The 12440-nt window shown below is 72.2% G+C and carries 11 protein-coding genes; 10 read left to right on the forward strand and 1 reads right to left on the reverse strand.

What is annotated here, in order from left to right; all coding sequences use genetic code 11:
* Positions 1–107: 107 nt before the first annotated feature.
* The 5 genes from CFN78_RS04445 (at position 108) to CFN78_RS04465 (ending at position 5273) form a co-directional block, all read left to right on the forward strand.
* Positions 108–437 carry a YlxR family protein gene (locus CFN78_RS04445; protein WP_420807850.1) on the forward strand — a complete coding sequence of 110 codons (330 nt, stop codon included), beginning with the start codon at positions 108–110 and terminating at the stop codon, positions 435–437.
* An 86-nt stretch (positions 438–523) separates the two neighbouring features.
* On the forward strand, positions 524–3469 hold the full coding sequence (gene infB, locus CFN78_RS04450; protein ID WP_094861281.1) for a translation initiation factor IF-2: 2946 nt from the start codon (positions 524–526) through the stop codon (positions 3467–3469).
* Positions 3470–3560: 91 nt separating this feature from the next.
* Positions 3561–3857, forward strand: coding sequence for a DUF503 domain-containing protein (locus CFN78_RS04455; RefSeq protein ID WP_094861282.1), 297 nt, complete (start codon positions 3561–3563; stop codon positions 3855–3857).
* Positions 3858–3920: 63 nt separating this feature from the next.
* Positions 3921–4430: a 30S ribosome-binding factor RbfA gene (gene rbfA / locus CFN78_RS04460; RefSeq protein WP_094861283.1), complete on the forward strand. Its 510-nt coding sequence runs from the start codon at positions 3921–3923 to the stop codon at positions 4428–4430.
* Positions 4431–4433: 3 nt separating this feature from the next.
* A complete protein-coding gene (locus CFN78_RS04465; protein ID WP_240519263.1) occupies positions 4434–5273 on the forward strand; it encodes an alpha/beta hydrolase in 840 nt (279 codons plus the stop codon).
* 28 nt (positions 5274–5301) lie between these two features.
* Here the strand turns inward: CFN78_RS04465 and CFN78_RS04470 are convergent, their stop codons facing one another.
* Positions 5302–6354, reverse strand: coding sequence for a TRM11 family SAM-dependent methyltransferase (locus CFN78_RS04470; RefSeq protein ID WP_094861284.1), 1053 nt, complete (start codon positions 6352–6354; stop codon positions 5302–5304).
* 225 nt (positions 6355–6579) lie between these two features.
* Here CFN78_RS04470 and CFN78_RS04475 point away from each other — a divergent pair, with 225 nt between their 5' ends.
* The 5 genes from CFN78_RS04475 to CFN78_RS04495 all read left to right on the forward strand — a co-directional run bounded on the left by CFN78_RS04475 (position 6580) and on the right by CFN78_RS04495 (position 12427).
* Positions 6580–7548 carry a DHH family phosphoesterase gene (locus CFN78_RS04475; protein WP_240519284.1) on the forward strand — a complete coding sequence of 323 codons (969 nt, stop codon included), beginning with the start codon at positions 6580–6582 and terminating at the stop codon, positions 7546–7548.
* Positions 7549–7608: 60 nt separating this feature from the next.
* Positions 7609–8964 carry an MATE family efflux transporter gene (locus tag CFN78_RS04480; RefSeq protein WP_205660427.1) on the forward strand — a complete coding sequence of 452 codons (1356 nt, stop codon included), beginning with the start codon at positions 7609–7611 and terminating at the stop codon, positions 8962–8964.
* A 142-nt stretch (positions 8965–9106) separates the two neighbouring features.
* Complete coding sequence (locus tag CFN78_RS04485; protein WP_094861286.1) at positions 9107–10468, forward strand: MFS transporter; 1362 nt, start codon at positions 9107–9109, stop codon at positions 10466–10468.
* Positions 10469–10488: 20 nt separating this feature from the next.
* On the forward strand, positions 10489–11403 hold the full coding sequence (gene truB / locus CFN78_RS04490; protein ID WP_094861287.1) for a tRNA pseudouridine(55) synthase TruB: 915 nt from the start codon (positions 10489–10491) through the stop codon (positions 11401–11403).
* Between the two features lie 40 nt (positions 11404–11443).
* Entirely contained in the window at positions 11444–12427 is a 984-nt protein-coding gene (locus tag CFN78_RS04495; RefSeq protein WP_094861288.1) for a bifunctional riboflavin kinase/FAD synthetase, read from the forward strand.
* The last annotated feature ends 13 nt before the right edge of the window (positions 12428–12440 follow it).

Here is a 12440-nt window from a genome sequence, read left to right on the forward strand (position 1 = left end):
CGGAGTGTGTCGCCTGAGGGCGGTGGTGGGAGACGGGTGGGATAGACTTGGTGGTGGTTCAACGACCGCGGCAGGCGAGCGGGCACGAGGAGCGCCGGGATGGCCCGGTGCGAACGTGTGTCGGATGCCGGCGGCGGGCGGTGGCCGGTGAGTTGCTGCGAGTGGTCGCGGTGAACGGGCACCTGGTCGTCGACGTGCGTCGGCGGCTTCCGGGCCGCGGGGCATGGTTGCACCCGGTTCCGGAGTGTCTGGTCAAGGCCGAGCGGCGGCGAGCGTTTCCCAGGGCTTTACGGGTTCCCGGGGTGCTCGGCGTCGACGCACTCGGCGAGGTGCGGCAGTACCTGGAGCATCACCTGGAGCGGCTCACGGAACACAGTCAGGATGCGGGAGCTGCCCGGATCCAGTCGGAATCAAGGAAGCAGGTCGACCCGTCATGAGTCAGCCGTGAAGCTGAAGCCATGAACGCGCGACAATAGGACGAGGTCTGCGGGTCTGCCGCCGGCCTCCCCAGAGTAGGAGTGCTGTGCCAGGCAAGGCCCGCGTACACGAGCTCGCCAAAGAGCTCGGTGTCACAAGTAAAGAAGTACTCGCCAAGCTGAAGGAGCAGGGCGAGTTCGTGAAGTCGGCGTCGTCGACGGTGGAGGCGCCTGTTGCCCGCCGTCTGCGCGACGCGTATCCCGGCCAGGGTGGCGGCAAGAGCAGCAAGAAGCCCGCACCCGCCCCGTCGAACGGTGCGGCACCGGAGGGCAAGCCGGCCGCCCCGAAGCCCGGTCCGGCCGCGGAGAAGCCCGCGGCGGAGGCTCCCAAGCCCGCCGCGCGGCCTGGCCCGAGGCCCGGTCCGAAGCCCCCGGCCCCGGCTCCGGCCGCGCCTGAGGTGGAGGTTCCGGCAGCGACGCAGGCTCCCGAGGCCGAGGTTCCCGCCCCGGCTCCGGAACAGCCCGCCGCCGACCAGCCGGCCGCGGCCCAGTCGGGCCAGGGCGGTTCGGTGGTGCCGCCGAAGCCGCAGGGTCCGAAGCCCTCCGGTCCGAAGCCGGGCCCGCGTGCGCCGCGGGTGGGTAACAACCCGTTCGGTGTCGGTCCCGGTTCGCCGGCTCCTCGTCCGTCCGGGCCGCGCCCGGGTGGCCAGCAGGGTCAGCAGGGTGGTGGCGCCGAGCGTCCGCCGCGTCCCGGTGGTGGCGCCGAGCGTCCGGCCGCGGGTCCGCGTCCGGGCGGCGGTCAGGGTGGCGGCAATCGTCCGACGCCGGGCAACATGCCGCCGCGTCCGAACCCGGGCATGATGCCGACTCGCCCGCAGCGTCCGGCCGGTGGCCCCGGCGGCGCGCGTGGTGGTCCTGGCGGCGGTGCCCGTGGTGGTCCCGGTGGCGGCGCGCGTGGTGGTCCCGGTGGCGGTGCCCGTGGCGGTCCTGGTGGCGGTGGCGGCGGTTTCCGTCCCGGTGGCGGTGGCCCCGGTGGCGGCGGTGGCGGTGGCGGTTTCCGTCCCGGTGGTGGCGGTCCCGGTGGCGGCGGTGGTTTCCGCGGTCGCGGTGGTCCCGGTGGCCGTGGCGGCACGGCCGGTGCGTTCGGCCGTCCCGGTGGGCCTTCGCGCAAGGGCCGCAAGTCGAAGCGCCAGAAGCGCCAGGAGTACATGGACAACATGCAGGCGCCCAGCGTTGGCGGCGTCCGTCTGCCCAAGGGCAGTGGCGAGACGATCCGGCTGCCGCGTGGTGCCTCGCTGAGCGACTTCGCGGACAAGATCGACGCGAACCCCGCTTCGCTGGTCCAGGTGCTGTTCCATCTCGGCGAGATGGTCACGGCCACCCAGTCGGTCTCCGACGAGGTGCTGGAGCTGCTCGGCTCGGAGATGAACTACACCGTGCAGGTGGTCAGCCCCGAGGAGGAGGACCGCGAGCTGCTGGAGACCTTCGACATCACCTACGGCCACGATGCCGGTGATGACGAGGACCTGCAGGTGCGGCCGCCGGTGGTGACCATCATGGGTCACGTCGACCACGGTAAGACCCGTCTGCTGGACACCATCCGGAAGGCGAAGGTGGCCGAGGGCGAGGCCGGTGGCATCACCCAGCACATCGGTGCCTACCAGGTGGCGACGGAGCTGGAGGGCGTCGAGCGGCTGGTCACCTTCATCGACACCCCGGGTCACGAGGCGTTCACCGCCATGCGTGCCCGTGGTGCGACGTCGACGGACATCGCGGTGATCGTGGTCGCGGCCGACGACGGCGTGATGCCGCAGACGATCGAGGCGATCAACCACGCGCAGGCGGCGAAGGCCCCGGTCGTGGTCGCGATCAACAAGATCGACAAGGAGGGCGCGAACCCGGACAAGATCCGGCAGCAGCTCACCGAGTACAACCTGGTCGCCGAGGAGTACGGCGGCGACACCATGTTCGTCGAGATCTCGGCGAAGCAGGGCATCAACATCGACGGGCTGCTCGACGCCATCCTGCTGACCGCGGACGCGGCGCTGGACCTGCGGGCGAACCCGGACATGGAGGCCCAGGGTGTGGCGATCGAGGCGCATCTGGACCGCGGTCGCGGTCCGGTCGCCACGGTGCTGGTGCAGCGAGGCACGCTGCGGGTCGGTGACTCGGTCGTCGCCGGTGACGCCTACGGTCGTGTCCGTCGCATGGTCGACGAGCACAACGAGGACGTCACCGAGGCGTGGCCCTCGCGTCCGGTGCAGGTCATCGGTTTCACCTCGGTGCCCGGTGCCGGCGACACCTTCCTGGTCGTGGACGAGGATCGGGTCGCGCGGCAGATCGCCGAGCGGCGTTCGGCCCGTACGCGCAACGCGCTCAACGCGTCGCGGCGCAAGCGGGTCAGCCTCGAGGACCTGGACTCGGCGCTGAAGGAGACAAACAGCCTCAACCTGATCATCAAGGGTGACAACTCGGGTACCGTCGAGGCGCTCGAGGCATCCCTGATGCAGCTCGATGTGGGCGAGGAGGTCGACCTCAACGTCGTGCACCGCGGCGTCGGTGGTGTCACCGAGAGTGACATCGACCTGGCGACGGCGTCCGACGCGATCGTGCTGGGCTTCAACGTCCGGGCGCAGGGCAAGGCCACCGAGCGGGCGACGCGCGAAGGCGTGGACGTCCGGTACTACACGGTGATCTACCAGGCCATCGACGAGATCGAGGCCGCGCTCAAGGGCATGCTCAAGCCCGAGTACGAAGAGGTCGAGCTGGGTACCGCCGAGATCCGTGACGTCTTCAAGTCGTCGAAGATCGGTACCATCGCCGGCTGCATGGTCACTTCGGGTGAGATCCGGCGTAACGCCCGGGCTCGCCTGCTGCGGGACAGCAACGTGGTGGCGGAGAACCTGCCGATCAACTCGCTGCGCCGGTTCAAGGACGACGCGGTCGAGGTCCGGGAGGGCTTCGAGTGTGGTCTGACCCTTGGTTCGTACAGCGACCTGAAGATCGGTGACATCATCGAGACCTACGAGCAGCGGGAGAAGCCGCGCGCGTGAGTCTCACGAGTGGCCGGGAGGGGACCGCGGTCCCCTCCCGGCCACTCGGCTTTCCGCTGCCGTCCGTCTCTTCGATCTGCGATGGGTGCCGATGTTCGTTGGTGCGCTGGAACTCGACCTGCTGCTCGGTGACGTGCGGTCGCTGAAGCAGAAGCGTTCGGCGGTCCGGCCGGTGGTGGCCGAACTGCGGAAACGGTTCGATGTGTCGGTGGCGGAGGCCGGGCATCTCGACCTGCACCGGCGGACGTTGATCGGGGTGGCCGTGGTGGCCGCCGACGCGGCGCATGTGCGGGATGTGCTGGACGGCTGCGAACGTTTCGCCGTGGGACGTCCCGACATGGAGCTGCTCTCCGCGCACCGGCGGCTGTTCGGACCCGAGGACGACTGATTTTCCTTATCTGGCAACAATTCGCCCTCCGGGCGACATCGGCAACGAGTTAGGGGGTGCGCCGTGGCTGACAACGCCCGCGCACGCAAGCTGGCGAAGCGGATCGCGCAGATCGTGGCCTCCTCGCTGGAGCATGACGTCAAGGATCCGCGGCTGGCCGGGGTCACGGTGACGGACGCGCGGATCACCGGCGATCTGCGGGACGCGACCGTGTTCTACACGGTGCTGGGCGAGAGCCTGGATTCGGAACCGGACTTCGCGGGTGCCGCCGCGGCGCTGGAATCGGCGCGCGGGGTGCTGCGGACGAAGGTCGGCGAGGGGACCGGGGTGCGGTACACGCCGACGCTGGCCTTCGTCGCCGACAGCGTGCCGGATGACGCGCGCCGGATCGAGGAGCTGTTGGAGAAGGCGCGGGAGGCCGACGCCGAGGTGGCCAGGCAGGCGGCCGCGGCGGCGCATGCCGGGGAGCCGGACCCGTACCGCGTCCCGCGCGAAGCGGACGTGGATGACGTGGATGACGCGGCCGGGGGCGTGGACGCGAGCACGACGGACGCCGGCGACGAGAAGCGCTGAGCCGTGCGGGCGGGGCTGACGCGACGGGGCCTGCTGCTCGGTGGGCTGGCCGTGTGCACGTCCGTGGCCGCGTGCGGTGCGCAGGAGCGCGAGCAGGTGCCGGTGCCGTATGTGCCGGCGACGCCGGATCCGCCTGCGCCGCCGCCGGTCCCGGTGAGCGCGCGCCGGGTGTACTCCGCCGCGCGCGGTTCCGAGGTGGACCTGGTGGTGATCGCGCCGGAGGGCGTGCCGATCGCTGGGCTGCCGGTGTGCCTTGCCCTGCACGGCAAGGGAAGCAACGCGCGCGGCTTCGCCGACCTCGGGGTGCCGGCGATGCTCTCCGAGGTCGTGGACGCCGGTACGCCGCCGTTCGCACTGGTCGCGCTGGACGGTGCGCACTACTGGGTCGATGTCGACGGTGGCGACGATCCGCTGCGGATGCTGGTCGATGAGCTCCCGGGCTGGCTGGCGGACACCGAACTCGGCGCCCCGGCCGCGGCCCTGGGCATCTCGATGGGCGCGTTCGGGGCCTTGCGGTACGCGCGTGAGCAGCGGGATATGAAGGCGATCGCGGCGTGCAGCCCGGCGTTGTTCGTGGACTGGCCGGACGCCGAGGCGCGCGAGGTGTTCGCGAACGAGTCGCAATGGGAGTCGCACGAGCCGTTGCGGCACACCGCGGAACTGGGGCGGGCCGAGATCGGCGTCTGGTGTGGCGAGGACGATCCGTTCGCCGGTGCGGCGCGGAAACTGGTCCAGGCCACCACGCCTGCCCGCGCGGAGATCGGCCCCGGTGAGCACGACGAGTCCTACTGGACGTCGGCGATGCCGGAGATCCTCCGATTCGTCGGGGCCCGGCTGGCCTGAGCGACCGGGTTCCCCGCGCTCACCGGGATCAGTTGCCCGCCAAGGGTTTCCTGGCGACGATGAGGTCGCGCAGGATGGCCTGGTCCACCCGGTGGGTGAAGCCCAGGTAGGCCTCGTCCTCGACGACGTCCAGGCCCGCGCCGGTCAGGATCCCGGTGAGCACCTCGCGGCCGGCGACGGTGGTGTTCCAGGAGATGCCGATGGCGCCGCCGGGGCGCAGCGTCCTGGACCACACCGGCAGTGCCGCGGCCAGCAGGTCCCGCGGACTCCGGGCGGGCCCGGTCCCGTCGGAACGGTGGCTGCCGTGCTGCACGCCGTACGGGGCGTCGGTGACGATCACGTCGACCGATTCCCGCCGCAGCAGCGCGGCCGTCTCCAGGGTGTCGCAGTTGAAGTAGGTGATCCGGTTGACCTCGCCCGCCTTGTATCGCTCCTTCGTGGCGGCGTACTCGACGTCGAGCCGCCTGCCGAGGCGCACCTTGTCCCGCCGCAGCGAGGTCGAGTCGGCGGTGTGCTTGAGACGCTTGTTCTTCAGCCAGGTGGTGAGGAACGTCGAGTAGTTGTCGAAGTCCTTGCCGTCGGTGTCCGCGCCGGTGACGTCGAAGCCGTACATCATCGCCTGGTTGAGCGTGGTTCCCCGGCCGCACAAGGGATCCAGGACGTGTACCGGCCGGTCGAGGAAGGCCGAGGGCTCGTCGCGGGCGAGCAGGGTGACGTTGAGCAGCAGCTTGGTGAACAGCTCGTTGGTCTTGCCGGGGTACTTCTGGATGGTCAGCAGGTCGGAGTCGAAGCGGTCCAGACCGCGGAGTTCGACCGGCCGCAGCAGCTCCCCGGTCACCTCGAACAGCGCGTACAGCGCGGAGAGGTTCGACAGCAGCCGTACGTCCCGGTCGCCGAGCGGTGTGCCGGTGGTGAACCCGACGTAGCCGACGCCGCCGATGCGACGCTCGGCCACCTCGGTGACGTCCGCGTCCAGGGCGGTCGCGGCGAACACCGCCAGTTCCGCGCGGAGCAGGCCGAGAGAGGCGTCCGCGTAGACGCGGTTGGCGGCGGGGTAGAGCAGGATGGCGTAGGCAGGCATGGGGGCTCGCGAGCTGTCGTCGGGGGAGTGGCCGAGATTACCGCGACCCGGCGTTCGTCCGACCCCCGGCGTAGCTTGCGGGACGTGACCGACATCGTGAACTCCGTGCCGAGCCCCGTCCCCGCGTCCGGTCCCGGTGACCACGGGCCGGGCGCAGGCGCACCGGGCCCGGGCGTACCGGGTGACGGCGCGCCGGCGGAGGAGACCGTCGCCGGGGCGGCGGCCCTGCTGTCCGGTGCCCGTGACGTGACGCTGCTCGGGCACGTCCGCCCGGACGCCGACGCGCTGGGCAGCGCGCTGGCGCTCGGCCGGGTGCTGGCCCGTCGGGGCGCCGTGGTCCGGGTGTCGGTGGGCGAGCCGGAGCGGATGCCGGAAACCCTGGCCTGGCTGGACGCCGGGGACCTGTTCGTCCCGGCGAGCAAGCTGCCGGAAGCGGAGTCGCTGCTGGTCGCGCTGGACTCGGCGAGCGAGCGCAGGCTGGGCCCGCTGGCCTGCCGGGTGGACGACCGCCGAGCGGAGGGTGGCGCCGTGTTGGTCGTCGACCACCACGCCGGCAACACCCGATTCGGCACGCACCACGTCGTCGACGAGACGGCGGAGGCCACCGCGCTACTGGTGCTGCGGCTGATCGACGCGATGGGCGAGCCGCTCGACGAGCACATCGCCACCTGCCTCTACGCCGGCCTGGTCACCGACACCGGCGGCTTCCGGCGGGCCCGCCCGGAGATCCACGCCGTCGCCGCGCGGCTGCTCGCGGCGGGTGCCGATCCGGAGGAGGTCTCCCGCCGGATCGTCGACGACCACCCCTTCGCCTGGCTGCCGATGCTGGCCGCCGTACTGGGCGAGGCCCGCCTGCTGCCGGACGCCGCCGGCGGGCTCGGCGTCGTGCACACGGCCGTGCCGCTCGCCGTCGCGGCCACGGTTCGCGCGGAGGAGGTGGAGGGCGTGATCAACGTGATCCGGACGACCCGCGAGGCCGATGTGGCGGTGGTGCTGAAGGAGGCCTCCGGCGGGCAGTGGTCGGTGTCGCTGCGCTCCCAGGGCGGCGTGGACGTTTCCGCCGCGGCCCGCGAGCTCGGCGGGGGCGGGCACCGCAGGGCGGCGGGCTGCACGGTCACCGGTGAGCTGACCGCCGCCCGCGAACGGGTGCTCGTCGCCGTCGCCGCCGCCGTGCTTCCCACTCCGCGGCCGTGACCCGGATGCCCGCGCGACTGCACCGGCGAATCGTCGGGGGAGCCCTCTAGGGTTGCGGCCGTGTCGACGCCATCCGAGCCGGTGAACTCCACGCAGGACGATCCCGTCCCCGGAACCGAGCGGGTCCCGCCCCGGACGGTGTTCGGCCTCGCCGTCCCCGCACTGGGCGTGCTCGCCGCCGAACCGCTGTACGTGCTCGTCGACACCGCGGTCGTGGGGCATCTCGGCGCGCTGCCGCTGGCCGGGCTCGCCGTCGGCGGCGTGATCCTGTCCCAGATCTCCACCCAGCTCACGTTTCTGTCCTACGGCACGACCTCGCGGACCGCGCGCCTGCACGGAGCGGGCAGGCGCGCCGAGGCCGTCAGCGAGGGGGTGCAGGCCACCTGGCTGGCGGTGATCGTCGGCCTGATCCTGGTGGTGGCCGGGCAACTGCTCGCCGGGCCGATCGCCGGGGTGCTCTCCGGTTCCGGCGAGGTCACCGGCGCCGCCGTGTCCTGGCTGCGCATCGCCCTGCTCGGCACCCCGCTGATCCTGATCACCATGGCGGGCAACGGCTGGATGCGCGGGGTGCAGGACACCGCCCGGCCGCTGCGGTACGTCCTCGCGGGCAACGGGATCTCCGCGGTCCTGTGTCCCCTGCTGGTCTATCCGGCGGGGCTCGGGCTGGAGGGTTCGGCGGTGGCGAACCTGATCGGCCAGGTCTTCTCCGCGGGCCTGTTCGTGCGGGCGCTGCTCACCGAGAAGGTGCCGATGCGCCCGCGTCGCGAGGTCATGTGGGCGCAACTCGGCCTTGGTCGCGATCTGGTGCTGCGCAGCCTGGCGTTCCAGGCCTGCTTCGTCTCCGCCGCCGCGGTGGCCGCCCGCACCTCCACCGAGGCGGTGGGTGCGCACCAGATCGTCCTGCAGTTGTGGGTGTTCCTCTCGCTGGTGCTCGATTCGGTGGCGATCGCCGCGCAGGCTCTGGTCGGCGCGGCGCTCGGCAGCGGGTCGTCCCGGCGGGCCCGCGGCGTGGCGGGTCAGATCACCCGGTACGGGCTGATCCTCGGCGTCGTGCTGTGCGGGCTGTTCGCGGCCGTGTCCCAGGTACTGCCGCGGGCGTTCACCACCGACCCAGGAGTGCTTGCCGAGGTACCGCACGCGTGGTGGTTCTTCGTTGCGCTGCAACCGATCGCGGGGGTGGTGTTCGCGATCGACGGGGTGCTGCTCGGTGCCGGCGACGCGGCGTTCCTGCGCAACGCCACGCTGCTCAGCGCCGCGCTCGGATTCCTGCCGCTGGTGTGGGCCTCGCTCGGTTTCGGCTGGGGCCTGGCCGGGATCTGGACGGGGCTGTCGCTGTTCATGGTCTTCCGCCTGATCGCGGTGGTCCTGCGCTGGCGTTCCGGACGGTGGGCGGTCGTCGGCGCCGTGCGCGCCTGAGAACGCGGCGGTACCGCTTGTGGTGAACAGCACGGGCCCGCGCTGTTTATTTCGGCGTTACTCGGGCGATACAACTGCAGGGTGCGGCGACGAGGGCGCATCCAGTCGTAGCACCCGTCGCCGCCTACCCAGGGAGCCGCCAGTGTCCGCCCGGCCGCAGTCCACCGGATCACCGAGCGGCACGGTCGCATCGGCGGGCGGACGGGCGAAATGGCTGATCTGGCTCGCCGGGGCCACCGTCTACCTGCTCGCCGTGTTCCACCGGACGTCCTTCGGGGTCGCGGGCTTGCAGGCGAGCGAACGCTTCGGCGTCGGCGCCGCCGCCCTCGGCACCTTCACCGTGCTGCAGGTCGGGGTCTACGCGGCCATGCAGATCCCCACCGGGGTACTGGTGGACCGGTACGGGCCGCGCCGCATCCTGACGGCGGCCCTGCTGTTCCTCGGCATCGGCCAGGTGCTGATGGCCACCGCCGACTCCTACCCGCTCGGTCTGCTCGCCCGGGGTGTCCTCGGTTTCGGCGACGCGCTCACCTTCGTCAGCGTCGTCCGGCTGATCGCCGCGCACTTCAGCGGACGGCAGTACCCGGTGGTCACCTCGTTCACCACCGCCGTGGGCTACATCGGCAACCTGGCCGCCACCGTGCCACTGACCCTGCTGCTCGCCGGTCCCGGCTGGACGCCCACCTTCCTGGTGGCAGGCGTGGTGACGGCGCTGTTCGCTGCCGTGGTGCTGGCCGTGGTCCGCGACGATCCGGCCGGGGTGCGCCGCGAGCCGGCCGGGCCGGTGAGCCCGCGCGCCCTGCGCGCCCAGGTGTCCGGTGCGTGGCGGGTGCCCGGCACGCGACTCGGCTTCTGGCTGCACTTCTCGACCATGTTCGCGCCCAACGTGCTGACCCTGATCTGGGGCGTGCCGTACCTGGTGCAGGGGCAGGGCCTGCCCGCCGCGACCGCGAGCGCGCTGATGACCGTGTTCGTCTTCGGCTCGATGGTCGGCGGCCCGGTGGTCGGCGCGCTGATCGGGCGCAGCCCCTCGTGGCGGATGCCGATCGTCGGCGGCTACCTCGCCGGTGCCGTCGTGGTCTGGGCGCTGCTGCTGTCCTGGCCGGGCACGGTGCCGGCCGCGGTTCTCGTGCCCTGTTTCGCGTTCCTGTCCATCGGCGGGCCCGCGTCGATGATCGGCTTCGCGCTCGCCCGCGACTACAACCCACTGCACCGTGTCGGCACCGCCACCGGGGTGGTCAACGTCGGCGGCTTCGTCGCGACGACGATCGGCGCGCTCGTCTTCGGGCTGCTGCTCGAACTGACCGGTGGCGAGTTTCGCTGGGCGCTGCTCGGCATCGTCACCGTGCTGGTGCTCGGCGTGTTCCGGATGCTGGTCTGGTGGCGGCGGGCCCGGGCGGCGCTGTTCGACGCCGAGGCACGGGGTGAGCAGATCCCCGTCCGCATCGTCCGGCACCGCTGGGACACCCCGGTCGGTGCCCGGTCCACGACGGCCGCGGCCTGAGCGCTCGCTACAGTTTCCCGGTGTCCCAGCAGCAGTCCCGCCGTCCGCGCCGTCCCGCCCCTCCGCCCGGCCTGCTGGTCGTCGACAAACCGGGCGGGATGACCTCGCACGACGTGGTCGCCCGCGCCCGGCGCATCATGGGTACGCGCAAGGTCGGCCACGCCGGCACCCTCGACCCGATGGCCACCGGCGTGCTGGTGCTCGGCATCGAGCGGGCCACCAAGCTGCTCGGCCACCTGGCGATGGACACCAAGGCGTATCTGGCGACCATCCGGCTCGGCTCGGCCACCGGCACCGACGACGCCGAGGGTGAGGTCCTGTCCACGGCGGACGCGTCCGCGGTGACCGAGGAGGAGATCCACGCCGGGGTCGCCGAGCTGACCGGCGACATCATGCAGGTGCCCAGTTCGGTGAGCGCGGTGAAGGTCAACGGGCGGCGTGCCTACGAGATCGCCCGTTCCGGCGAGAGCGTGGAACTCGCCGCCCGGCCGGTGACCGTGTCCCGCTTCGACGTGCTCTCGGTCAGCCGCGAGGACGGGGCCGTCGAGTTCGACGCCATGGTCGACTGTTCCTCCGGCACCTACGTGCGGGCGCTGGCCAGGGACCTCGGCTCCCGGCTGGGCGTCGGCGGCCACCTCGGTGCCCTGCGGCGTACCAGGGTCGGGCCGTTCGGTCTGGCCCGGGCGCGCACCCTGGACCAGCTCGAACAGACCCCGGAACTCTCGCTCGGTCTCGACGACGCGGTGCGGGCCGCGTTCCCGAGGGTGGACGTCGACGCCTCGGTGGCGCGGGCGCTCACCCACGGCCAGGCGGTCCCTCCCGCCGGCGTCGCCGGAACGTACGGCGTGTTCGGACCGGACGCGCACGCCATCGCCCTGCTGCGCGACGAGGGCGCCACCGCGCGACCGGTCCTGGTGCTGACCCCCGCGGGGTGAGCAGGCGGCGACCGGTGGCGGGGCAGTAGGCTCCGGAGCCGTGCAGCGATGGCGTGGATTGGCGGATCTTCCCGGCGGCTGGGGACGTTGTGTCGTCACCATCGGCGTGTTCGACGGGGTGCATCGCGGCCACCAGGCCCTGATCAGCCGGACCGTGGAGGTGGCGCGGGAGCGCGGGCTGCCGAGCGTGGTGCTGACCTTCGACCCGCATCCGTCCGAGGTGATCCGGCCGGGCAGCCACCCGGCCCAGCTCACCACCCTGCGACGTAAGGCCGAACTCGTCGAGGGCCTCGGGGTGGACGTGTTCGCCGTGCTGCCGTTCACAGCGGAGCTGTCCCGGGTGCCGGCACACGACTTCGTGCACGAGATCCTGGTCGACAAGCTGCACGCGGCCGCCGTCATCGTCGGGCAGAATTTCACTTTCGGCGCCAAGGCCGCGGGCGACACCGAGACGCTGCGGACCCTCGGCAGGCGCTTCGGCTTCGTCGCCTTCGGCGCCGACCTGCAGGGCGCGACCCTGCCGGGGGACACCGTCGCGGCGGGGGAGCAGCCGCAGACCGAGATCACCTACTCCTCCACCTACATCCGCTCCTGCATCGACGCCGGTGACGTGTCGGCCGCCGGGGACGCGCTGGGGCGGCCGCACCGCCTGGAGGGCATCGTCGTGCGCGGTGCGGGCCGGGGCCGGGAACTCGGCTATCCCACCGCGAACCTGTCGACCACGAGGTTCGCCGCGGTACCCGCGGACGGGATCTACGCCTGCTGGTTCACCCGCTCGGGCAGCCCGGACCGGCTGCTGGCCGCCGCGGTGTCGGTCGGCACCAACCCGACGTTCTCCGGCCGGGAGCGCACCGTCGAGGCGTTCGTGCTGGACGCCGACGAGGACCTCTACGGCCAGCACGTCGCGCTCGACTTCGTCGGCAGGCTGCGCGGGCAGATCCGCTTCGACTCGCCGGACGGCCTGGTCGACCAGATGGCCGAGGACGTGCGCGAGACCCGCCGGACGCTGGGGACGGGCCACTGACGCCTGCGCGCCC

This window comes from Amycolatopsis antarctica, from assembly GCF_002262875.1.
In the GTDB taxonomy this organism is placed as follows: domain Bacteria; phylum Actinomycetota; class Actinomycetes; order Mycobacteriales; family Pseudonocardiaceae; genus Amycolatopsis; species Amycolatopsis antarctica.

Excerpts from the sequence above, each read along its gene's own strand:
- CFN78_RS04455 (WP_094861282.1), top strand. The coding sequence starts at position 3,561 with ATGTTCGTTGGTGCGCTGGAACTCGACCTGCTGCTCGGTGACGTGCGG.
- CFN78_RS04470 (WP_094861284.1), bottom strand. The coding sequence starts at position 6,354 with ATGCCTGCCTACGCCATCCTGCTCTACCCCGCCGCCAACCGCGTCTAC.